This window comes from Labrys sp. Lb11 (genome assembly GCF_057554225.1).
Genome location: NZ_BAAJOT010000006.1, coordinates 337,982 through 358,895 on the forward strand (window position 1 = coordinate 337,982; position 20,914 = coordinate 358,895).

Sequence of the window (20,914 nt, forward strand, 5' to 3'; positions counted from 1 at the left end):
CCGCCGACGGCTGTTCCGGCCGCTCCGGCAGGCGCCGCCGCTCTTCCCCGCAGACGGGTGGCGGCTTGACACAGCCACCCGTCCGAATCGTCGCTCAGAGCTCGCTCAGGTCGAAGCCGCTGTCGTCGCCGCCGTCATCCTGCGACTGCTCCTCGGCCTTCGGCTCGGAAGCCTTCGCCTCGTCGCCGCCGAACATGCCGGCGATGGCGTTGCCGAGCAGGACGCCGCCGGCCACGCCCATCGCCGTCTGCGCGGCGCCGGCGAGGAAGCCGCCGCCGCGCTGCGCCGGCTGGGGCTGGCCGAAGGGCTGCTGCATCGGCGGGGCCTGGATCGGCGCCGCGCCGGCCGGGCGCGCGGCCTGGCGGCTGTCGCCGAACAGGCTGGAGAAGAAGCCGCCGCCACCGGCCGGTCGGGCCGCCTGCTGTTCCAGCTCCTCGATGCGGGCCTGCGCCGCGTTCAGCGCCTGCTCCTGCACGACGATGGTCTGGGCCATGTAGTAGGGGGCGGCGGGCTGCTGCGCGATCCGGTCGCGGATGAAGTCGCTGGCGCCGGCGTCGCGGTGCGGCGCCTGCCGCTCCACCTCGGCGAGCCTGCCGAACAGGCCCTCGATCGCTTGCTGGTCGTTTCTGTCCATTGCCGTGGGAACTCCGCTGGGTGTCGGGGCAGGTTCTCTCGAGCCTGCCCGCATTCATGCGCCTGGACGGCATCGGTCCCGCGCCGGACATGCAAAACCGGTCGTGGCGAGAGCCGTGCGATGCTGTCCGGGGCTGCTTACTCTTCCCGCTCGCCGGTGAGCTGCAGCAGAAGCTGGAAGATGTTGATGAAGTTCAGGTAGAGCGAGAAGGCGCCGAACACCGCCATCTTCTGCTGGGACTCGGCGCCGAGGTTCTCGGCATATCGTTCCTTGATGGTCTGGGTGTCCCAGGCCGTCAGGCCGACGAACACCAGGATGCCGACCACCGAGATGATGAACTGCAGCGCCGAGGAGCCGAGGAACAGGTTCACCAGGCTGGCGATGACCACGCCGATCAGACCCATCATCAGGAACGAGGAGAGCTGCGTCAGGTCGCGCCTGGTGGTGTAGCCGTAGAGGCTGGTGGCGCCGAACATGGCGGCGGCCATGAAGAGGGTGCGGGCGATGCTGGTGCCGGTGAAGACCAGGAACACCGAGGCGAGCGACAGGCCCATCACCGCGCAGAAGGCCCAGAACATGCCCTGGGCGCCCGCCGCCGACATCGACTCGATGCGGAAGGAGAACAGGAACACGAAGGCGAGCGGGGCGAGCATCACCACCCATTTGAGCGGGGTGGAGAAGATCGGTACGTAGAGGGCCGGCGTCGAGCCGACGATGAAGGCGACGATGCCGGTGAGGACCAGGCCGAGGCCCATATAGTTGTAGACGCGCAGCATGTGCTGGCGCAGGCCCTGGTCGAACAGGGCGGCGGACTGGGCGGTGCCGGTCCGATATCCGTAGGCAGGCGTGTTCATCGGGTTTGTCCTGGTGGAACGATCAGTACAGGGAGGCCGAGAGTTTCCCGGCGATGCGGTCGAGATGCTCGGTGCCGGGCTGGCCGACCAGCACATAGGCCACCTCGCCGATCTGGAAGTAGGCGGCGGTGGCCTCCGCGGTGCTGGCCACCGTCGGCGGGATGACGTTGAAGCTCCCCGGCCGGACGGCGAAGAGCGAGAGGCTGCCCTGCTGCTCGGACAGGAGCGCCATCTCGACGCTGGGGCCGAACTGCGAGGGGTAGACCTGCACGTCCCGGACCTTCCAGCCCTTGGGCAGGGCAGGCAGGACGATGGCCGTGGCGGCGCGGATCTCCGCCGGGTCGAAGGTCCGGATGGCCGGCTGCGACGCCATCGACGCCCGGACCAGGCTGGTCCTGTGGGCCTGGATCGCATCGCCGACATAGGAGGGCGAGGGCGTGGAGGCGACGCTTTGCGTCACCGTCAGCGGGCCGGCCACGTCGTGGGCGAACCATCCGGCCGCGACGAACAGGCCGACCGCGGCCACGCGCTGCACCTTGCCGAGGAGCCAGCCGCGGGCAAGGCCCCGCTCGAGCCGGCGGGCGACGTCGCCCGTGGCGGGCCGCGGCATGCCGGTGGCGCTGGCCAGCGCGAGGCGCAACTCGTCGCGCATACGCAGATCCGTCATCACCCGGGCAGCGACGTTCGGATGGGCGGACAGATAGGCCTCCACCTCGATGCGGCGGGGCGTGTCCAACTGGTCGTCGACATAGGCGTCGAGGTCGGCGTCCAGGATAGGGTCGCGCGGCTCGTTCATTCCGTCCCCCTGACGATCCTGAGATGGCCGCGCGGCTGGGAGGGGGCCGTCCCCTCCGTCTCGCGCAGGCTCGCCCGGGCCCGGCCGATGCGCGACATCAGCGTGCCCGGCGGGATGCCGAGCGTGTCGGCTGCCTGCTGGTAGGTCAGGCCCTCGACCGCCACGAGGTGAAGCGCCGTCCGCTGTTCCTCCGGCAGAGCGAGGAAGGCCCGCCGGATCTGCGCCAGGCGCAGGACATGCTCCTGCGTCGGTTCGGCGAAGGGCTCGACCAGATGCTCGGCGGCACTGACGCGTGCGGCCTCCGCGTGCCGGGACCGGCTGCGGTCGATGAACACGTTGTGCAGGATCGACAGGAGCCAGGCGCGCAGGTTGCCGCCGGCACGGAAGCTGCCGCGCCGCTCATAGGCCCGCACCAGCGCGTCATGCACGAGATCCTCCGCCTCGGCGGTGTCGCGCGCCAGCGAACGGGCATAGCGCCGCAGCGAGCCGAGTTGGCCGAGCACGTCGAAGCGGGATCTTGACTTGTCCATGCTGCGTATACGGAGCCGTGGCCGGGGTTCATCCCGCGGTGCCGCGATTTTTTCATCGACGCCGCCGGACGAGGCAATGGCCGCCGTCGATCCAGGCGTCGCGCCGGGGCAGGCGCATCCGGGCGATCAGGCTGTGGATATCGCTTGCCTCGATCGGCGCGAGACGCCTGTGCCGTCGGGCGGAAGGGATCGTCCGGCAACACGTGCTCCGGCTGTCGATCGGGCGCGGCCTCTCAATCAATCATGGCCGGACTTGATCCCATAGGCGCCAAGATAGGGCCGGACCACGTTGCTCCGGGGAAAGGCGATGCCCTTTCAGCCGTCATGGCCGGACTTGATCCGGCCATCCACGCGCACGCTACCGCACGGAATCGGGTGACGGCGGCACCCAACAGTCGTGTCCATCCCGACGAGATCGCATGCGACCTCGTCGGGATGGACAGGGCAGGCCTGTCCGTGGCGATCGGGTTGGCGCCCTTGTTCCCCGAAAACGCCGAGCGGCGCGGGCCCGATGGCAGGGCGACGGCTCTCGGGGCGTTCTCAGAACACGAAGATGTCGCTGGCCGTGACGGCGGCGTGGTTGGTCAGCGTCGCGACCAGGTGCTGCTGCTGCGCGCCGGTGCCGTCGGGATCGTAGAACAGCTGGCCGGTCGTCTTGTCGTAGATGATGCGGTCGCTGGCGTCGTGGGCATGGGTGCCGGCATAGAATGCGCTGGCGGCGAGCTCACCGAGGGGCAGTGCCTTGAATGCCGTCCGCTGGAGGTCGATCACGTCGACATTGTGGGTGAAGTCCTTGATCGTGTCGCTGTCGGCGGCGCTGAAGGAACGGAAGACGAAGGAATCGGAGCCGGTGCCGCCGGTCAGCGTGTCATGGCCGGCCCCGCCGTCGATGCCGTCATTGCCGGCGCCGCCGTTGAGGCGGTCATTGCCGCCGAAGCTCTCGAGATAGTCGTTCTTGCTGCCGCCGATGAGCACGTCGGCGCCCCGCAGGGCGTTGCGCAGCAGCGCGAAATCGTCGGCCAGCGAATAGGTGTCGGCGGCCCTGGTGATGGCGCCGGCATCGATCGACAGGCCGCTTATCTTGAAGACGCTACGATCGTACTGGTCCAGGAACTGGTAGGTCTTGACTGTTCCGGAATAGAGATCGCCATAAATGTCATAACGCAGGTTGCTGCCGGTGAAGACGTCCTGTGCACCCGTCGGATAGAGAACCGAGAACGTCGTGCTGGTGCGATAGTAGTCGTCGCCGTAGAGGAGATTGGTGAAGTCAATGTCGCGCAGATCGAAGCCCGTGACATTGCCTGCAACGATCGTGACCATCGGTCCGTTACTCCATACTTACCCTTGGCCGGTCCCGCCGGCGAGATGGCCTAGCTCAACTGCGTCGCATGGCAATTTGAGGGCGCCGGCGTGGCCGCTTCGCGCCAAGACGGCCGCTGCCGGCGCCGATGCTGTTTCCGCCGTCAGAGCGGTCGGACCCAGTCCCAGATCTGACGCAACATCCCACCCCGCGCCACCGCCCGCAGGCGGCTGGCGACCTTTGCGCCGGTCATGGTGCCCCGATAGTGGCAATCGCACAGCAGTCGATGTGCCGTGCGGTCGTTCAGGCCGAAAAAGGTCAGCGCATCACCGAAGGTGTCGCCGTTGAGGCCGTCGGCGCGCAGAACCGGATCGGCGAAGGCGACGGAGATGGGCGAGCGGTCGCCGCGCAGGGCCCTGCGGTCCTGGCGCGAATAATGCTCGACCCGCAGCAACGGCGACAGCGAGTCGGTATGGTGCTCCAGCACCGCGGCCCAACGCTCGAGGCGCTCGCGCCGGGACAACGACGGTTCGTCGAGCAGCGGGGCGACATCGGCCTTGAGCTTCAGGTCCTCCAACGATTCGTGCTTCATGACAGCCTCCTGGGGGCTTGGCGATCGGGAGAGAGCCGAAGCGGCTCGACCGGGCTCGCAAGCGCCATCTCGCGGGGCGCGGCCGCGCATTGGCGGCCCGGCGGCGGGGCTGGTCTCCCGGATCCGGAAACGCGCAGGGGCCCTACTCGTTCCAAAAGTTTTGCGAGGGCGCCAGCTCTCCCACCGGAAGTCTGTCCGGCAAGCCGCTCCGGCGAGCCTGGCGTCAGCCGGCGAATGCCGCGGCATCGGCGCGTCGATCCGCTGCCCCCCGAGGCCGGCTTTGCGCATCCGGCCCGGTGCCGTCCGCCGGCCGCGAACGGCCCGCCTTCCACCGTGCAGTCCCCCGGACCGGGCCTGGAGAAAAGAGGCTGGGCGCGCGGCAGCGAACTGCCGGGCACGGGCCGGCGTCGGCAGCCCGGCCGCCGGCGCGGCGATATCGGCCGGGGCGATCGAAGCTTCATGGGCCGTGATCGCGTTCGAGATCATCACCCGGGCGCGCGGCGTGGAGAACGGCTCTGACGGTGCGCCGCTGTCCGCCCGGTCGGCGTCACGTTTACGAAGCGGCAATATCAGCCCCGCGCATCCTGCCCGGGCATGTCGCCCGGGGCCGCCGCCAGGGGCTTCCGGCGTGGCCGCAGCATGGCGGTCAGCCGGCCGTCGATGGCGGCGAGGCCGCAGGCGATCAGCGCCATGCCGAGGACATGCCGGGCTTCCAGTTGCTCGCCGAGGGCCAGGGAGCCGAGCAGGACGGCGCTGACCGGGATCAGGAAGGTCACCAGCATCAGGTTGGTGGCGCCGGCCGTCGCCAGGATGCGGAAGAACAGGACATAGGCGAGGGCGGTGGAGAGCAGGGCGAGGCCGGCGACGGCCGCCCAGGTCGCCGGGCCGGGCAGGGCGAGCGTCCAGGGCCGGTCGACGACGAGGGCGATCGGCGCCATCAGCACGGTCGAGGCGCAGACCTGGCCGGCGGCCGTCGCCAGCGGCGGCACGCCCATCGCCTTGAAGCGCCGGCCGAAGATGCCGGCGAAGGCGTAGGAGAGCGCGGCGCCGAGCACGGCGAGTTGCGCCCACAGGTTCGAGCCGAGGCCGGAGAGCTTGTTCGTCCCGATCATGACGGCGACGCCGAGGAAGCCGACGACCACCCCGGCGAGCCGGTTGCCGGTCATCTTCTCGTCCGCGGTCAGGACATGGGCGACCACCACGCCGAACAGCGGCGTCGTCGCATTCAGGATCGAGGCCAGGCCGCTGCCGATCCGGGTCTGGCCCCAGACGATCAGGCAGAAGGGAATGACGTTGTTGAGGATGCCCATGCCGACGAAGGCCGCCCAGACGCGTGCATCCCGCGGCATGGCGAGGCCCAGGGCGCGTATCAGCACGAGCAGCGCCATCGCGGCCAGGCCGACGCGCAGGGTGACGATGGAGAGCGGCGGCAAGGCCTTCACGGCGATGCCGTTGAAGAAGAAGGAGCCGCCCCACAGCACGGACAGCACCACGAGCATGCCCCATTCCGCCGGTCCCATCGCCCTTGGGGTCGCCATGTCGCCTGCTCCATCCAATGATTGAGTTGTGCTCGGCGCATAGCATCTTGCCGCCCGCCGGAAACTCTCTAACTTGCCCTGGAATTTTCCGAGCTCCCGGCCGATGTGGATAGGACAGATGGGATGCGGCGACAATCGAGTGTTTCTCGCCGGATGATTGAGGATGGCTAAATCATGGCGACCCCGTTCCCGCCGCTCGGCGGCCTGCGCGCCTTCGAGGCGGCCGCCCGCCATCTCAGCGTGACGCTCGCGGCGCGGGAGCTGAACGTGACGCCCGGCGCGGTGAGCCTGCAGATCAGGGAGCTGGAGAGGGCGCTCGGCGTGCCGCTGTTCCTGCGACGGCCGCGGCAATTGTCGCTGACCCCGCAGGGCCGGGACTATTTTGCCACGCTCCGCACGGCCTTCCGGCTGGTGCGCGAGGCGACGGCGGCGATCGTCGACCATGCGCGCTCCTCGGTCCTGACCGTGAGCTGCACCTCGGGCTTTGCGGTGCAATGGCTGCTGCCGCGCCTCGGTCGCTTCGAGGTGATGCGGCCCGGCGTCGATGTCCGGATCAGCGCCTCGAACCGGGTGGCGGATTTCGGCCGCGACGGCATCGACCTGGCGGTGCGGCACGGCATGGGCCGTTATGACGGCCTGGTCAGCGAACGCCTGCTCGATGACGAACTGGTGCCGGTCTGCAATCCCGAGCTGGTGCGGCAGGCCGGCGGCCTGTCGTCGCCGGCCGATCTCGCCGGCGTGCCGTTGCTGCACGACGAACACCGCCATGACTGGCGGCTGTGGCTGGAGGCGGCGGGAGTGCGGCAGGTCGATGCGGCGCGAGGCACGGTCTTCGCCGACGGCAACGGCGCCATCGAGGCCGCCAAGGCCGGCCTCGGCATCGCCCTGGTGCGCGTCTCCCTGGTCGAGCGCGAGCTTGCGGCCGGCGTCCTGACCGCGCCTTTCAGGCAGGGAATCGCCAGCGAGCTCGCCTACCATCTGGTCTATCCGGCAACGGCTCTCGACCGGCCGAATGTCGCGGCGTTCCGGGATTGGCTGCTGGCGGAGGCAGGGCGGCGATGAGCGGCCGGCGCCCTTCGGTCAGGCCGGCCCCAGGCCCGCCCAGGTCGACAGGATCGCGGCAACCGCCTGCTGCACGCGCTCGCTGGCTGTTGCGGCGCCGGGCCGAAGCCCGAGCAGGGTCTCGATCGCCCGTTCCGGCGGCAGCCCGCCGGTCCTGGGCGGGCGGGCCTCGAGCCAGGCCCGGCCCATCGCCAGCTGCAGCTGCTCGGCCTTGAGCTCGGCCGCCTTCACGGCCTGGCGCAGCGCCTCCTTGTCGGCGTCGAGCCCGGGGAGCGGCGCCTTCAGGAAGCGGCGGGCCGCCCGTAGCGGGAGGACCGCTCCCGCGCGCCAGTCCAGCATGGCCGCGCCGAGGTCGGCGATTTCCGCGGCGTCGAGCCGCCGGCCGATCCGGTCGGCATAGACGACGGTGATGAGATGCACGACGTCGAGGCCGCCCTCGTCCTGGAGCGTCAGGCAGGCGGCCGAGATGCCCGGCCGGCCGTAGAAATCGAGCGCGAAGTCCCAGAGCGATGCGGTCATGGCGAGGCTTTCGTGTCGGCTGCTGCTGCGGCGAGTTCGCCGACGGTGATCGGCTTCAGCGGGCTGCGGATGCGATAATAGCCGGCATCCGCCGGGGGGAGGCCGGCCGCGCCGGCGATCACGCCGGTCACGGTCGGGCCGCACAGCCGCCCCTGGCACGGCCCCATGCCGCAGCGCAGGAACGCCTTGGCCTGGTTCGGGCCGAGCACGCCCTTGCCGACGACGCCGCGCAGGGCGGCGGCGCTCACCGCCTCGCACCGGCAGACCAGGACCGGGTCCGGCGGGTCGAGCACTTCCGGGCGCGGCCGGTAGAGGCGGTCGATGAAGGGACGGGCGGCAAGGTGGGCGCGGCGCGCCCGCTCGGCGGCCGCGAAGCGGCGGTCGCGCTCGTCCGGGGCGAGGCGCCCGAGCGCGTGCAGCGCGGCAAGTCCCGCGATCGTGCCGTCATGATGGCTGGCCTCGGCCCCGATGATGCCGCCGGCGTCCCCCGCCACGGCGATTCCCGGGCGCGAGGTGCCACCCCAGGCGTCGCGCCGCGGCCGGAAGCACGCCTGGGCCGTGTCGAAGTCATGCGCGCAGTCGAGCGATCGCGTCATCTGCTGGTGGGGAATGATCCCCTCGTGCAGGCCGACCGTGTCGCAGGGCAGGCGATAGGTGCGGCCGCGATGGCTGAAGCGCACGATCTCGGCTCGGGCCTCGCCTTCGACGGCGATGTCCCGTACCCCCGCATGGACCAGCACCCCGGCGCGGCGGAGCGCGGCCAGGAGCTTCAGCCCCTTGGCGAGGTAGCGCCAGCCCTGGCCCGCGAGGGCGCCGGGCAGCAGGGGGAGGGCGTCCCAGCGTCCGCGGGCCGGGGCGGTGTCGAGCAGCACGAGATCCCGGACGCCGGCCGTCACGCACTGGTGCGCGAACAGGTAGAAGAGGGGACCGCTGCCGGCGAGCACGAGACGGCCGGACGGCACCAGGGCCGCCGACTTGAGCAGGATCTGCAGAGCACCGATGGTCATGACCCCCGGCAGCGTCCATCCCTCCATCGGCACTGGCCGTTCCATCGCGCCGGTGGCGATGACGATCGTCCTGGCGACGTGGCGGCCGACGACGCCGTCCGTCCGTGTCCAGACGGCGAGGTCGTCGTCGATGCGCCAGGCCAGGGTCCGCAGCGCCAGCCGTGCGCCGCTGGCGCGCAGGCGATCGACCAGCGCCGCGCCCCTGAGATAGTCCGGCCCCAGGATGCGGCCGAGGGTCGGATCGGCGCGGTTGCGCTCGATGGCACGATAGATCTGGCCGCCGGGATCGGGCTGCTCGTCGACGACGAGCGTGAGGGCGCCGCCCTCCGCCAGGGTGGCCGCGGCCGCCATGCCGGCCGGGCCGGCGCCGACGACCAGGGCGTCCCACCGCTCAGACATTGCCGGTCTCCGCGATCAGCCGGGCGCCGGATTGGCGGCGGACCGCCATGCCCGGTCGGGCTGCGATCAGGCAGGACTGCTGGTTCTGCCGCCCGTCGATGTCCACCAGGCATTCGAAGCACACGCCCATCATGCAATAGGGCGAGCGCGGCGAGCCGTCGGCCGGGCCGTCGCGGAAGGAGGCGACGCCGGCGGCGAGCAGGGCCGCGGCGACGCTGTCGCCGGGCCGGAACGGGACCTCGCGTTCCTCGAAGGTCAGCGTGCCGGCTTGGTCGCCATCCGCGCCGTCAATGCGCCTGAACATCGAACCTGTCGCTCCTGAAGCTGGAAACCGCCTCCGGCAGGGCGCCGGCGGCGATGGCCGGGCCGAGGACCAGCGCATGGACGCTGCAGAGCGTCACGCCGCTGTGGCAGGTGGCGGCGAAGGCGCCGGGATGGCGTGGCGATTCCTCGTAGATCGGCAGCCCGTCCGGCGTCATCACCCGCAGCGAGCCCCAGGTCCGGACCACGCCGACCTCCGCCAGCTGCGGAAAGGCGCGGATCGCCGAGGCGCAGAGCCCGGCCCCGGTCGCCACATCCGTCGCCTCGCTGAAGCCGGCCTCCTCGTGGCTGCTGCCGATCAGGACGGAGCCCTCGGCCGTCTGGCGGACGCCGCTGCCGACATAGGGAAAGAACGGCTTCACCCGCTCGGTGACGACGATCTGCCCGCGTTCCGGCCGCACCGGCATGGACAGGCCGAGCTCGGGGGCGAGGCGAGCCGCCCCGAGCCCGGCGGCGACGACGACGCGCCGGCCCTGCACCGGTCCGCGCGCGGTCTCGGCGGTGAACAGGCCTGCCGCCGCGCGCAAGGCCGTGACCCCGGCTCCCGGCCGATAGGCGCCGCCGCGCGCCTGCAGGCCCTGCTGCAGGGCGCGCAGCAGATAGAGCGGGCTCACATGCGCATCGATCGGCGAATAGGAGCCGCCGACGACCGCCGGGCCGATGCCGGGAACGCGTTCGCGCAGCGCCGGTCGATCGAGGATCTCGATGGCGATGTCGCCGCCGTCGGCCCGGGTCTGCGCCGCGACGCGCCGGCGCTTGTCCAGCTCGGCCTCGGAGAAGCAGAAGTGCAGCCCGCCAGGCTGGCTCCAGCCGATGTCGATGCCGGTCTCCGCCGTCAGGGCTTGCGCGAAGCTGCGCCAGAGATGCCCGGCCTGCAGCGACCAGTTCATGTATGCGGGCTTGCCGACGCCCTTGCCTTGCAGCCAGATCAGGCCGAAATTGCCGCGTGCCGCCCGGAAGGCGACGTCGCCTTCGTCGAGCAGCGCGACGTCGGCGCCCGCGCGGCATGCCCCCCAGGCGATCGCCGAGCCGATCAGGCCGCCGCCGACGACGAGGAGATCGTGAGGCGCCGGGCGCGCCATCTAGCGCCCGTCCCCGGCAAGGCCGAAGCGCCGCGGCCGCAGGCCCGCATGCATCCATTCCACCAGCGTGACGATGTCGTAGACCGGAAGCCCGAAGGTGCGCCGGATCGCCGCCGAATGGGGCGGCAGGTTGGCGCATTCGGCGACGATCGCGCCGATGGACGGGGTCTCGTCCAGCATGCGCCCGACGACCTCCAGCACCTCGCGCTCCTGCGCCGTCGGGTCGGCCAGGGGAGCGTTGGCGCGCATGTGCGAGCGGATCGGGCCGTCGAAGGGCAGCTCGCCGAGCGGCAGGCCGACCGGCGCGCCGACATTGCGGAAATGCGCCTCGTGGAGCGCGGCCTTGTCGGAGACGACGATGCCGACGGTCCGGCCTTCCGGCAGCAGGCTCAGGGCGAGCGGGATCTGCATCAGGCTGGACGTGGCGATCGGAACCGGGCTGTAGCGGCGCAGCTCGGGATGGACGGCGGCCAGGAAGCCGCAGCTCGTGGTGATGCCCTCGACGCCGAGGGCGACGAGGTCGTCGATCGCCTCGTGGAAGCGCGCCAGGGCCTCGGCCGGGTTGCCCTCGATCACGTCCTGGGGCCGCACGCCGCGCACCACGCGGAACTGCACCGGAAACGGCCAGGTCTCGGCATTGGCGATGTCGCCCGGCAGGCGGTGGAAGCGCGTGTCCAGCACCATGACGCCGATCATGGTGCCGTGTACGGGCCGGGGACGCGGCGTGCGGGGCGGGGTCATGCGGGGGCTCTTTCCATGCCGGGCGCGTCAGGCCGGATCGGCGCCGGCTTTTCGGGCAGCGGCGATGCCGTTCCATCTGTGGCAGGCGTTTGTATCGATGTCGAAGAGGTCGAGGGCGCGAGCGACGGAGTGGTCGACCATGTCTGCGAGGGTTTCGGGCCTGGCGTAGAAGGCGGGGACGGGCGGCATGAGGACGGCGCCCATTTCGGCGAGGGCGGTCATGGTGCGCAGGTGTCCGAGGTGGAGCGGGGTCTCGCGGACCATGAGCACCAGGCGGCGGCGTTCCTTGAGCACGACGTCGGCGGCGCGGCTGATCAGGCTGGAGGTGACGCCTGTGGCGATCTCGGACATGGTGCGGACCGAGCAGGGGGCGATCAGCATGCCGAGGGTGCGGAAGGAGCCGCTGGCGATGGCGGCGCCGACATCGGCGACGGCGTGGACGACGCCGGCCTTCGCCGCCACGTCGGCAGGGCTGAGGCCGAGCTCGTGCGACAGGGTGAGGTGGGCGGAGCGGGTGACGACGAGGTGGGTCTCGATGCCCGCCGCCGCCAGGAGCTCGAGCGCCCGGACGCCGTAGACGGCGCCCGAGGCGCCGCTGATGCCGACGACGAGGCGCGGGCGCTGCTGGGTTGGGGTTGGGGTCATGGCGCGGCCCGCTCAGGCGCCCGGGAACCAGTGCGCCAGGTCGACGGTGTCGGCGAGGCGGATTGTCTTGCGCTCGAACTCGGCGCGGCGGTGGAACGGCTTGGTGGCGTCGATCAGCAGGCGGCCCCAATGGTCCTTCTGCTCGTCGCGGTAGAAGGAGGGGGTGTCGGGGATGATCATCATGTCCTTGTCCGGGCGGCAGCGGGTCAGGATGGCCCACATGACGTCGTCCATGTCGTAGATGTCGACGTCGGCGTCGACCACGGTGATCACCTTGGCCCAGATCGGCTCGGCGCCGATCGTCGCCAGCATGACCTGGCGGGCATGGCCCTCGAACTGCGGGTCGATCTTGACCACGGCGTGGGTGACGAAGGGCTGGCAGGTGACGTCGAGGATGCCGGGCAGGGCCGCGCTCAGGCGCTGGTAGATGTTGGCCGAGACCGAGAGCTCCAGGGTGAGCACCTCCTCGGCCGAGCCGCACAGGATGGAGTGGAACACCGCGTCGCGGCGGACGGTGACGCCGAGCACCTCGAACACGGCGTTCGGGCCCTCGGGCACATAATAGCCCATGAACTCGCCGAACGGGCCCTCGGGCCGGCGTTCGTTCGGCAGGAAGCGGCCCTCGATGACGATCTCGGTGTCGGCCGGCACCTCCAGGTCGATGTGGCGGCACTTGCGCATGGCGATCGGGCTGCCCTTGAGGCGGGCGGCCACCTCCAGCTCGTCGACGTCGTAGGGCAGCGGCGCGGCCGCGGTCAGGAAGGCGGTGGCCGGGGCGCCGATCAGCATCGCCGCCTCCAGCGGCCGGCCCAGCTTCTCCGCCTTCTCGTGGTAGAGGGTCAGGTGGTGGCGCGGCGCCAGGCGGCAGCGCAGCTCGCGGTCGCTGACATACATCGAGCGGTGGTAGGACAGGTTGCCGACGCCGGTCTCCGGGTCCTTGGCGATGAACATCGCCGAGGTGAAGTAGGGCGCGGCGTCGCGGTCCGAATAGGTGATCAGCGGCAGGTCCGACAGCGTGCACTCGGTCAGGCCGTCGTCCCCGGCCGGCACGAAGGGCGCGCCGCCCTGGCTGCCGAGATGGGCCAGGTTGCTCCATTGCCGGCAGAAGTCCCGGGCGTCGATGCCGATGACCTCGGCCAGGCGCTCGCGCGAGCCGTAGACATTGGTGACGACGGGAAAGCGGGTGCCCTTGACGTTGGTGAACAGGATCGGCTTGCCCCAGCGCTTCTGCGCCGCATGGGTGACGGCGGCCAGCTCGTGGAACGGGTCGATCGCCTTGTCGACCACCAGAAGGTCGCCGCGCTCGCGCAGGCGGGCAAGATAGGTCCTCATCGGATTCTCCGGGGGGAAGGGTTGGTCGGGGGCGGCGTCGCGGGCCCGGGCCGGGGGCCGCCGGAGCTGGCCTCGTGGGCGCTGCGCAGGCGGTAGCGGTCGCCCGGATAGAGGAAGCGGCTGCGCGTCACCGGCACGTCGCCGCGCCAGGTGCGGCGGTCGAGCAGCAGGCAGGGCTGGCCGGCGTCGATCTGCAGCGCCGCCCGGCTCTCCTCGTCCGGGCGGATGGCGCGGATGGTGTTGTCGACATAGGTCACCTCCGTCTCGCGCAAGAGGTAGGCGTGCGGCGTCATCCGGGTGAAGTCCTGGTCGAGATAGCCGGGGGCCTCCTCGGCGTTGACGAAGCGGTCCTCCAGCTGGATGGGGGTGCCGTCCTCCTTGTGCAGGAGGCGCGAGTGGAAGACGACGCCGTCCTGGGGCAGCGCCAGCAGCTTGGCGCGGGCGTCGTCGGGGGCGAGCGCGCAAAGTGATATCACTTCGCTGGCGTGCACGCCGCCGTCGCCCTCGATCTCCTCGGAGACGTCGGGCAGGTCGAAGATGGCGCATTGCATGCGCGGGCCGATGACGAAGGTGCCGCGGCCCTGGATGCGCACCAGCACGCCCTCGGTCTGCAGCTCGCGCAGGGCGCGGCGGACGGTCAGCCGCGAGGCGCCGAACTCCTCCGCCAGCTCCTCCTCGCGCGGGATCTGGAAGTCGGCCGGCCATTCGGCGGCGCGGATGCGCTTCTCGATCGCCGTCTTGATCTGGCCGTACAGCGGCTGGGCAACCGGCAGTGTCCCGCTCATGGAGCCTCGGTCGGATGACAAATGAATATCACTTTCGCCAGGATACGCGGCCTTGCGCGGCGCTGTCCAGCCTCGGATGCGGCAAATGCCGCGAAATCCCGCCAGAACCCGCAAGAGTCCGCTTGACAGGCCCGGGATAATCCTATCCATTCCCAGCAAACGAATATCATTATCCACGAAAAAACATAGACATTTGTCGGCCGCGGCCCCTGCGCCTGCCGCCGCACCCCGGCGGCCGCGCCGGATCATGGAGAGACCGGATGATGGCGGGCGCGTTGCCGAAGCTGGACATGTACATCGACGGCGCCTGGGTCGCGCCGGCCTCGGGCGCGTATTTCGAGACGGTCGACCCCTTCACCGCCAGGCCCTGGGCCCTCGTCGCCCGCGGCGGCGCCGCCGATGCCGACCGCGCCGTGCGCGCCGCCCACAAGGCCTTCACCGACGGGCCATGGCGCCGGATGCACCCCTCCAGGCGCGGCCGCATCATCCACCGCCTCGGCGAATTGATCGAGGCGCATGCCGACGCCCTCGCCGAGATCGAGGTCCGCGACAATGGCCGCCTGCTCGCCGAGATGCGCCACCAGATCCGCTACATCCCGAACTGGTACTTCTACTATGCCGGCCTCGCCGACAAGATCGAGGGCGCGGTGCACCCCTGCGACAAGCCGGCGCTCAGCTTCTCGCGCCACGAGCCGCTCGGCGTCTGCGTCGGCATCGTGCCCTGGAACGCGCCGCTGTTCCTGTTGTCGCTCAAGGCCCCGGCGGCGCTGGCGGCCGGCAACACCCTGGTGCTCAAGCCGGCCGAGCACACCTCCGCCACCGCCCTCAAGCTGATGGAGCTGGTCGAGCAGGCCGGCTTCCCGCCCGGCGTCATCAACGTCGTCACCGGCTACGGCAAGGAGGTCGGCGAGCCGCTCGTCACCCATCCCCTGACCCGCCATGTCGGCTTCACCGGCTCGACCGCCACCGGCGCCCATCTCTACGCCCTGGCGGCCCGGGACGTGAAGCGCGTCAGCCTCGAGCTCGGCGGCAAGTCGCCCAACATCGTCTTCAACGACGCCGACCTCGACAACGCCGTGCGCGGCGTGGTCGGCGGCATCTTCGGCGCCGTCGGCCAGACCTGCATCGCCGGCTCGCGCCTCCTGGTCCAGCGCGGCATCCACGACGCCTTCGTCGAGAAGCTCGCCGCCTTCAGCAAGTCGGCCCGCATCGGCGATCCGCGCAACCCCGCCACCCAGATCGGCCCGATCGCCAACCGCATGCAGTACGACAAGGTGCTCGGCTATATCGACATCGCCCGCCAGGAGGGTGCCGAGCTGGTGCTCGGCGGCAAGCGCCCGGACGCGGCCGAATGCGCCGAGGGCTTCTTCGTCGAGCCCACCATCTTCACCGGCGTCGACAACCGCATGCGCATCGCCCGCGAGGAGGTGTTCGGCCCGGTGCTCTCCACCATCGTCTTCGACACCATGGAGGAGGCGGTCGCCATCGCCAACGACACCGAGTTCGGCCTCGCCGCCGGCCTGTGGACCGCCGACATGAAGCAGGCGCTGCGCATGACCGAGCTCCTCGACGCCGGCAGCGTCTGGGTCAACACCTACCGCGACGTCTCCTACACCACCCCCTTCGGCGGCTACAAGAAGAGCGGCATCGGCCGCGAGAACGGCCTCGAAGGCGTCCGCGAATACCTCCAGACAAAGGCCGTCTGGCTCTCCACAGCTCACGAAATCGCAAACCCGTTCGTCATCGGGTGAGCAGGACCGCACCGGGCGGCGGCCGCCGCTCCGCCCGGCTCCGTACGACCCCAGGAAGGTTTCAGGCATGCTGGCGAAGCGCAAAGGCAGTGAAATCCTGGCCGACGAGCTCGCGCTCAACGGCACGGAGATCGTCTATCACGTGCCGGGCGAGAGCTTTCTGTGCGCGCTCGATGCGCTGGGCGTGCGCCATCCCGTCATCCGCACCGTCAGCTGCCGGCATGAGAACGGCGCTGCCCAGATGGCCGAGGCCTATGGCAAGCTGACCGGGCGGCCCGGCGTCGCCTTCGTCACCCGCAGCCCCGGCGCCACCAATGCCGTCAACGGGGTCCACACGGCCTATCAGGACTCCTCGCCGATGATCCTGATCGTCGGCCAGGTCAAGCGCGCCTTGATGGAGCGCGAGGCCTTCATGGCCTATGATTTCCGCACGATGTTCTCGCCCATGACCAAATGGGTGGCGCAGATCGACGATCCCGCCCGCATCCCGGAATTCGTCCAGCGCGCCTACCAGACGGCGATGACCGGGCGCATGGGACCCGTGGTGCTCGTCGTCCCCGAGGATGTGCTGGAGGAGGAGGCGACCGTCCCGCCCGGCAAGCCCAGCGTGCCGGCGCGCGCCGGCAGCCCGTCGCCGGAGCAGGTCGAGGCGATCTTCGCCATGCTCGCCGCCGCCGAGCGGCCCCTGCTGATCGTCGGCGGCTCGGGCTGGACCGAGGCGGCGCGCGACGACATCCAGGCCTTCGCGGCGGCGAGCAACGTGCCCGTCGTCACCACCTTCCGTCGGCGCGACATCATCGACCATCGCCTGGCCTGCTATGTCGGCGAGATCGGCATCGGCTCGAACCCGGCGCTGCTGGCGCATATCAGGGACACCGACTTCGTCATCATGTGCAACGACGCGCTGAGCGACGTGAACACGATCGGTGCCGGCTATATGGAAGGGTTCACGCTCTTCGGCATCCCAGCGCCGAAGCAGAAATTCGTCCATGTCACCAGCAGCTTCGCCGAGCTGAACCGCGTCTTCCAGGTCGACCTGGCGCTGCTGGCCGACAACGACGCATTCTGCCGCGAACTGGGCCGGCACGCGCCGGCGGCGCATGCGGCCCGCGACGCCTGGACGGCATCGCTGCGCCAGACCTTCGAGGCCGAGACCCGGCCCGGCCCGTGTCCGGGGTTGATCGACCTGCCGCAGGTGATGAAATGGCTGCGCCAGCGTCTGCCCGAGGACGCCATCGTCACCAACGGCGTCGGCGCCTACGCCACCTGGAGCCAGCGCTACTTCGCCCATTACCGGCTGCACACCCAGCTCGGCCCGATCAGCGGCTCGATGGGCTACAGCTTGCCGGCCGCCATATCGGCCAAGCTTCTCCATCCCGACCGGGTGGTCGTCGATTTCGTCGGCGACGGTTGCTTCCAGATGAGCTCCGAGGAACTCATCACCGCCGTCCAGTACGGCGCCAACATCATCGTCGTTCTGTTCAACAACAACATGTACGGCACCATCCGCATCCACGAGGAGAACCGGCTGGACGGACGGGTCAACGGCACCCAGCTCGTCAATCCGGACTTTTACGCGCTGGCGAGGGCCTATGGCGCCCATGCCGAGCGGGTGCGGACGACCGAGGAGTTCGGCCCAGCCTTCGAGCGCTGCCTCGGCGCGGGCAAGCCGGCCCTGATCGAGATGAGCATCGACCAGGAGGCGATCCATTCGCGCTATTCGCTGACCGACCTGCGCAACCGCCGCAAGGCGCGGCTCTGACTCCATCGTCTCCGCCGGACGGCGGCGGCGCACCGGCTGTCGATGCCGGTCGTCCCATCCCTCCGCAGAAGAGGGAGGTCACGGAAAAGAAACCGAAACGGCCCAGCGCAATCCAGAAAAGGGACCAGATCATGAAGACGTCATTGCCGGCCTTGCTCCTCGCCGGAGCCCTCGCAGCCGCCGCCTCGCCGGCGCTCGCCGAGGACTGCACGCTGCGGGTCACGACCTGGGGCGGCACCTATCAGAAGACCTACGAGACCGTCGCCAAGGCCTTCGAGGACGCAGAGAACTGCAAGATCCAGTGGGTGGTGGGCGCCAGCCCCGACCATCTCATCAAGTCCCGGCTCGGCCAGGTGGATGTCGCCACCAACACCTTGCTGAACTCGATCGCCGGCGAGAAGGAAGGCCTGTGGATGGAGCTCGACAAGAGCAAGATCCCGAACATGGCCAACCTCTACGCCAATGCGGTCTATTCGCCCTATACGATCTTCGCCAATGTCGGCGACTATGTGCTCGCCTACAACACCGACAAGGTGAAGGAGGCGCCGGCGAGCTGGGACGAGCTCTGGAAGCCCGACTACAAGAACCATGTCGTCATCTACGGCTTCCAGCACATTCCGACCCTGAGCCTCACCGTGCTGCAGGCCCAGAAGAACGGCGGCAGCATCGACGCCATCCAGCCAGGGCTGGAGAAGATGGCGGCGCTGGTGAAGAGCGGCAATCTCATCGGCGCGCTCGATGTCGAAAGCCAGATGGTGTCGCTGTTCCAGACCGAGGACGCCTGGCTCGGCATGCTGGCGACCGGGCGCATGAAGGAACTGCTCGAGAAGGGCACGACCAACGTCAAGTTCGCCCGGCCGGCCGAAGGCACGTTCCCGCTGATCACCAGCGTCAACGTCACCAAGGCGGCCAAGAACCCCGACAAGGCCTTCGCCTTCGTCAACTACATCCTGAGCCCCGAGGTGCAGCTGGCCTTCGCCACCCGCAACCTCTACGCGCCGACCGTGCAGAACGTCACCATCCCCGCCGACTTCGCCTACAAGGACCTCCTGGTGCAGAACGAGCAGTTCAAGCGCCTCTTCCTGCCCGACCAGGAGAAGGTCACCGCCAACAAGGCGAAGTGGGTGGAAGACCTGAACAAGCTGACGAGCAAGTAGAACGAGCGCAAGGCGGGAGGCCGGCGCCGTCCGGCCTCCCGCGGGCGCGGGCGATGCCGGCGCCGACCCGGAACGGCTTCGACCGGCGACGCGCGGCCCGGCCGTCCGCGCCCCGACCAGCCTGGAGACCTCCGACGATGACCGAACCTGCCCGCAAAGCCATCGCGGTCGAAGGCGTCTGCAAGCGTTACGGCCAGGCCGCGGCCGTGAGCGACGTGTCCTTCGACGTGCGTCACGGCGAGTTCGTGTCGCTGCTCGGGCCGAGCGGATGCGGCAAGACCACCACCTTGCGCATGATCGCCGGCTTCGTCCCGGCATCGGAGGGGCGCATCCGCATCAACGGCCGCGACGTCACCCGGCTGCCGCCGGAGAAGCGCGAGGTCGGCTTCGTCTTCCAGAACTATGCGCTCTGGCCGCACATGACCGTGGCGGAGAACGTCGCCTTCGGCCTGAAGCTGCGCAGGCGTGACAGGGCGTTCATCCGGCGCAAGGTCGAGGAGTCCCTGGCGGTGACCGGCCTTTCCGGCTTCGATGCCCGCCTGCCGCGCCAGCTCTCCGGCGGCCAGCAGCAGCGCGTGGCGCTCGCGCGGGCGCTGGCGCTCGAGCCGCAACTGCTCCTGATGGACGAGCCCCTGAGCAACCTCGACCGGGCGCTGCGCGTCGCCATGCGCCGCGAGCTGAAGAAGCTGCAGCAGAGCCTCGACATGACGACGCTCTACGTGACGCACGACCAGGAAGAGGCGCTGTCGATGTCGGACCGGGTGGTGATCATGAGCGGCGGCCGGATCGCCCGCATCGCCCGCCCGGTCGAGGTCTACGAGGATCCGCAGTCGGAGTTCGTCGCCGATTTCGTCGGCACCACCAACTTCTTCGACGGCGTCGTGGCCGAGCTCGCCGACGGCGCGGCGACGGTGCGGGTCGGCAAGGGCCTGATGCTGGATGTCGGCCGCCGGGCCGGCCTGGCCAAGGGCGCCGAGGTGCGGGTGCTGCTGCGGCCCGAGCGCGTCCGCATCCTGCCCGATCGGCGGGAGGGACCGAACGTCGTGTCGGCGCGGGTGGACTTCATCGAGTATTACGGCCCGACGGTCCGCTACACCGTGGTGCTGGCCGGCGGCGAGAGCCTGCATGTCGAGAGCCATGCCATCCACGGAGCGGCCGGCATCGGCGACACGGTCTGGCTCGGCATCGAGCCCGACCATTTCCGGCTCATCGACCGCCGGGGAGCGTCGGCGTCATGAAATCGCGCAACGCCGCCCTCCTGCTTGCTCCCGCCCTCGTCGCGCTGACGATCTTCGTCGTCCTGCCGCTGCTGTGGGTGGCGCGCACCAGCTTCAACCAGACCGTGGACGGCGCCTACATGGTGTCGGCCTTCACCTTCGACAACTACACGCGCTTCCTCGGCTCCGGCTGGTACCTCGTCAACACGCTGTGGTTCTCGATCCGCATCGCGGTCGTGACCACGCTGATCTCGGTGCTGCTGGGCTATCCCGTCGCGCTGTCCATCGCCCAGACCCGCGGCCTGCAGCGCAGCATCCTGGTGACGATGGTGCTCTCGCCGCTGCTGATCGGGCTGGTGACGCTGGTCTACGGCTGGATCGTCATCTTCCGCGGCGGCGGCCTGCTGAATTCGCTGATGATCGCCCTGCGGGTCTATGACGAGCCGGTGCGCTACATGTGGGACCTCAAGGGCGTCGTCATCCTGCTGGTCTATATCGGCATGCCCTATGTCGTGCTGTCGCTGCTCGACTCGATCGAGCGCCTCAATCCCTCCTTCGTCGAGGCGGCGCGCAATGTCGGGGCCAGCCGCTGGCGGGCGTTCTGGAGCATCACCTTTCCCCTGACCCTGCCCGGCCTCTATGCCGGCCTCGTCATCGTCTTCACCCTGAACTTTTCGGCCTTCGCCGTGCCGCTGATGGTCGGCGCCAGCGACACGCAGATGATCGGCCTCGTCATCTACACCGAGGCGCTCCTGAACAATGACCTGCCCTTCGCCTCGAGCCTGTCGGTGATCATGATCGCCGCCAATGCGACCATCCTGAGCGGCATGGCCTTCATCTTCGGCAAGCTGATCCTCAACCGGCTCCAGGCCACCCGATAAGGCCGCCAG

At 69.9% G+C, this 20,914-nt stretch carries 21 protein-coding genes; 6 read left to right on the forward strand and 15 right to left on the reverse strand.

The genetic code is table 11. From position 1 onward, the window contains the following. Positions 1–94: 94 nt before the first annotated feature. The 7 genes from AC27L4_RS23595 to AC27L4_RS23625 form a co-directional block, all read right to left on the reverse strand. The gene (locus tag AC27L4_RS23595; protein ID WP_487144858.1) at positions 95–634 is read right to left on the reverse strand and encodes a DUF2076 domain-containing protein; all 540 of its coding nucleotides are present in this window, start codon (positions 632–634) and stop codon (positions 95–97) included. Between the two features lie 137 nt (positions 635–771). Further along, positions 772–1,488: a Bax inhibitor-1/YccA family protein gene (locus AC27L4_RS23600; protein WP_487144860.1), complete on the reverse strand. Its 717-nt coding sequence runs from the start codon at positions 1,486–1,488 to the stop codon at positions 772–774. Between the two features lie 22 nt (positions 1,489–1,510). Beyond that, entirely contained in the window at positions 1,511–2,284 is a 774-nt protein-coding gene (locus AC27L4_RS23605) for an anti-sigma factor family protein (protein WP_487144862.1), read from the reverse strand. Further along, positions 2,281–2,814: a sigma-70 family RNA polymerase sigma factor gene (locus AC27L4_RS23610; RefSeq protein ID WP_487144863.1), complete on the reverse strand. Its 534-nt coding sequence runs from the start codon at positions 2,812–2,814 to the stop codon at positions 2,281–2,283. Before AC27L4_RS23610 ends, AC27L4_RS23605 begins: the two co-directional genes overlap by 4 nt. A gap of 540 nt (positions 2,815–3,354) precedes the next feature. After that, positions 3,355–4,134 carry a calcium-binding protein gene (locus AC27L4_RS23615; RefSeq protein ID WP_487144865.1) on the reverse strand — a complete coding sequence of 260 codons (780 nt, stop codon included), beginning with the start codon at positions 4,132–4,134 and terminating at the stop codon, positions 3,355–3,357. 143 nt (positions 4,135–4,277) lie between these two features. Then, a complete protein-coding gene (locus AC27L4_RS23620; protein WP_487144867.1) occupies positions 4,278–4,706 on the reverse strand; it encodes a hypothetical protein in 429 nt (142 codons plus the stop codon). Positions 4,707–5,275: 569 nt separating this feature from the next. Then, entirely contained in the window at positions 5,276–6,244 is a 969-nt protein-coding gene (locus AC27L4_RS23625) for a DMT family transporter (protein ID WP_487144868.1), read from the reverse strand. 174 nt (positions 6,245–6,418) lie between these two features. Here AC27L4_RS23625 and gcvA point away from each other — a divergent pair, with 174 nt between their 5' ends. Further along, complete coding sequence (gene gcvA, locus AC27L4_RS23630) at positions 6,419–7,306, forward strand: transcriptional regulator GcvA (RefSeq protein WP_487144870.1); 888 nt, start codon at positions 6,419–6,421, stop codon at positions 7,304–7,306. Positions 7,307–7,324: 18 nt separating this feature from the next. On the opposite strand, the gene AC27L4_RS23635 is transcribed toward gcvA, so the two are convergent. Genes AC27L4_RS23635 through hutC form a run of 8 tightly spaced genes read right to left on the reverse strand, consistent with a single transcriptional unit; the run spans position 7,325 to position 14,137 of the window. Then, positions 7,325–7,825, reverse strand: a complete 501-nt coding sequence (locus tag AC27L4_RS23635; RefSeq protein WP_487144871.1) for a TIGR02444 family protein — start codon at positions 7,823–7,825, stop codon at positions 7,325–7,327. Further along, positions 7,822–9,231, reverse strand: coding sequence for an FAD/NAD(P)-dependent oxidoreductase (locus AC27L4_RS23640; protein WP_487144873.1), 1,410 nt, complete (start codon positions 9,229–9,231; stop codon positions 7,822–7,824). The genes AC27L4_RS23635 and AC27L4_RS23640 overlap by 4 nt, the downstream gene beginning before the upstream one ends. Next, positions 9,224–9,535, reverse strand: coding sequence for a (2Fe-2S)-binding protein (locus AC27L4_RS23645; protein ID WP_487144875.1), 312 nt, complete (start codon positions 9,533–9,535; stop codon positions 9,224–9,226). The genes AC27L4_RS23640 and AC27L4_RS23645 overlap by 8 nt, the downstream gene beginning before the upstream one ends. Then, the gene (locus tag AC27L4_RS23650) at positions 9,519–10,634 is read right to left on the reverse strand and encodes an NAD(P)/FAD-dependent oxidoreductase (protein ID WP_487144877.1); all 1,116 of its coding nucleotides are present in this window, start codon (positions 10,632–10,634) and stop codon (positions 9,519–9,521) included. The genes AC27L4_RS23645 and AC27L4_RS23650 overlap by 17 nt, the downstream gene beginning before the upstream one ends. After that, positions 10,635–11,375 (reverse strand): aspartate/glutamate racemase family protein, encoded by a 741-nt coding sequence (locus tag AC27L4_RS23655; RefSeq protein WP_487144878.1) that lies wholly within the window; start codon positions 11,373–11,375, stop codon positions 10,635–10,637. 27 nt (positions 11,376–11,402) lie between these two features. Further along, positions 11,403–12,020 (reverse strand): UbiX family flavin prenyltransferase, encoded by a 618-nt coding sequence (locus AC27L4_RS23660; RefSeq protein ID WP_487144879.1) that lies wholly within the window; start codon positions 12,018–12,020, stop codon positions 11,403–11,405. A 12-nt stretch (positions 12,021–12,032) separates the two neighbouring features. After that, positions 12,033–13,352, reverse strand: coding sequence for a UbiD family decarboxylase (locus tag AC27L4_RS23665; protein ID WP_487142110.1), 1,320 nt, complete (start codon positions 13,350–13,352; stop codon positions 12,033–12,035). Continuing rightward, positions 13,349–14,137, reverse strand: a complete 789-nt coding sequence (hutC, locus tag AC27L4_RS23670; RefSeq protein WP_487142111.1) for a histidine utilization transcriptional repressor HutC — start codon at positions 14,135–14,137, stop codon at positions 13,349–13,351. Before hutC ends, AC27L4_RS23665 begins: the two co-directional genes overlap by 4 nt. Before the next feature lie 263 nt (positions 14,138–14,400). On the opposite strand from hutC, the gene AC27L4_RS23675 reads away from it, so the two are divergent. The 5 genes from AC27L4_RS23675 to AC27L4_RS23695 all read left to right on the forward strand — a co-directional run bounded on the left by AC27L4_RS23675 (position 14,401) and on the right by AC27L4_RS23695 (position 20,905). Then, the gene (locus AC27L4_RS23675; RefSeq protein WP_487142112.1) at positions 14,401–15,888 is read left to right on the forward strand and encodes an aldehyde dehydrogenase; all 1,488 of its coding nucleotides are present in this window, start codon (positions 14,401–14,403) and stop codon (positions 15,886–15,888) included. Positions 15,889–15,955: 67 nt separating this feature from the next. Next, on the forward strand, positions 15,956–17,650 hold the full coding sequence (locus tag AC27L4_RS23680; RefSeq protein ID WP_487144881.1) for a thiamine pyrophosphate-binding protein: 1,695 nt from the start codon (positions 15,956–15,958) through the stop codon (positions 17,648–17,650). A 131-nt stretch (positions 17,651–17,781) separates the two neighbouring features. Then, a complete protein-coding gene (locus tag AC27L4_RS23685) occupies positions 17,782–18,807 on the forward strand; it encodes an extracellular solute-binding protein (protein ID WP_487144882.1) in 1,026 nt (341 codons plus the stop codon). A 137-nt stretch (positions 18,808–18,944) separates the two neighbouring features. After that, entirely contained in the window at positions 18,945–20,045 is a 1,101-nt protein-coding gene (locus AC27L4_RS23690; protein ID WP_487144883.1) for an ABC transporter ATP-binding protein, read from the forward strand. After that, the gene (locus tag AC27L4_RS23695; protein ID WP_487144884.1) at positions 20,042–20,905 is read left to right on the forward strand and encodes an ABC transporter permease; all 864 of its coding nucleotides are present in this window, start codon (positions 20,042–20,044) and stop codon (positions 20,903–20,905) included. The genes AC27L4_RS23690 and AC27L4_RS23695 overlap by 4 nt, the downstream gene beginning before the upstream one ends. The last annotated feature ends 9 nt before the right edge of the window (positions 20,906–20,914 follow it).

Coding starts and splice junctions, on each gene's coding strand:
- AC27L4_RS23595 (WP_487144858.1), bottom strand. CDS start 634: ATGGACAGAAACGACCAGCAAGCGATCGAGGGCCTGTTCGGCAGGCTC.
- AC27L4_RS23600 (WP_487144860.1), bottom strand. CDS start 1,488: ATGAACACGCCTGCCTACGGATATCGGACCGGCACCGCCCAGTCCGCC.
- AC27L4_RS23605 (WP_487144862.1), bottom strand. CDS start 2,284: ATGAACGAGCCGCGCGACCCTATCCTGGACGCCGACCTCGACGCCTAT.
- AC27L4_RS23610 (WP_487144863.1), bottom strand. CDS start 2,814: ATGGACAAGTCAAGATCCCGCTTCGACGTGCTCGGCCAACTCGGCTCG.
- AC27L4_RS23615 (WP_487144865.1), bottom strand. CDS start 4,134: ATGGTCACGATCGTTGCAGGCAATGTCACGGGCTTCGATCTGCGCGAC.
- AC27L4_RS23620 (WP_487144867.1), bottom strand. CDS start 4,706: ATGAAGCACGAATCGTTGGAGGACCTGAAGCTCAAGGCCGATGTCGCC.
- AC27L4_RS23625 (WP_487144868.1), bottom strand. CDS start 6,244: ATGGCGACCCCAAGGGCGATGGGACCGGCGGAATGGGGCATGCTCGTG.
- gcvA (WP_487144870.1), top strand. CDS start 6,419: ATGGCGACCCCGTTCCCGCCGCTCGGCGGCCTGCGCGCCTTCGAGGCG.
- AC27L4_RS23635 (WP_487144871.1), bottom strand. CDS start 7,825: ATGACCGCATCGCTCTGGGACTTCGCGCTCGATTTCTACGGCCGGCCG.
- AC27L4_RS23640 (WP_487144873.1), bottom strand. CDS start 9,231: ATGTCTGAGCGGTGGGACGCCCTGGTCGTCGGCGCCGGCCCGGCCGGC.
- AC27L4_RS23645 (WP_487144875.1), bottom strand. CDS start 9,535: ATGTTCAGGCGCATTGACGGCGCGGATGGCGACCAAGCCGGCACGCTG.
- AC27L4_RS23650 (WP_487144877.1), bottom strand. CDS start 10,634: ATGGCGCGCCCGGCGCCTCACGATCTCCTCGTCGTCGGCGGCGGCCTG.
- AC27L4_RS23655 (WP_487144878.1), bottom strand. CDS start 11,375: ATGACCCCGCCCCGCACGCCGCGTCCCCGGCCCGTACACGGCACCATG.
- AC27L4_RS23660 (WP_487144879.1), bottom strand. CDS start 12,020: ATGACCCCAACCCCAACCCAGCAGCGCCCGCGCCTCGTCGTCGGCATC.
- AC27L4_RS23665 (WP_487142110.1), bottom strand. CDS start 13,352: ATGAGGACCTATCTTGCCCGCCTGCGCGAGCGCGGCGACCTTCTGGTG.
- hutC (WP_487142111.1), bottom strand. CDS start 14,137: ATGAGCGGGACACTGCCGGTTGCCCAGCCGCTGTACGGCCAGATCAAG.
- AC27L4_RS23675 (WP_487142112.1), top strand. CDS start 14,401: ATGGCGGGCGCGTTGCCGAAGCTGGACATGTACATCGACGGCGCCTGG.
- AC27L4_RS23680 (WP_487144881.1), top strand. CDS start 15,956: ATGCTGGCGAAGCGCAAAGGCAGTGAAATCCTGGCCGACGAGCTCGCG.
- AC27L4_RS23685 (WP_487144882.1), top strand. CDS start 17,782: ATGAAGACGTCATTGCCGGCCTTGCTCCTCGCCGGAGCCCTCGCAGCC.
- AC27L4_RS23690 (WP_487144883.1), top strand. CDS start 18,945: ATGACCGAACCTGCCCGCAAAGCCATCGCGGTCGAAGGCGTCTGCAAG.
- AC27L4_RS23695 (WP_487144884.1), top strand. CDS start 20,042: ATGAAATCGCGCAACGCCGCCCTCCTGCTTGCTCCCGCCCTCGTCGCG.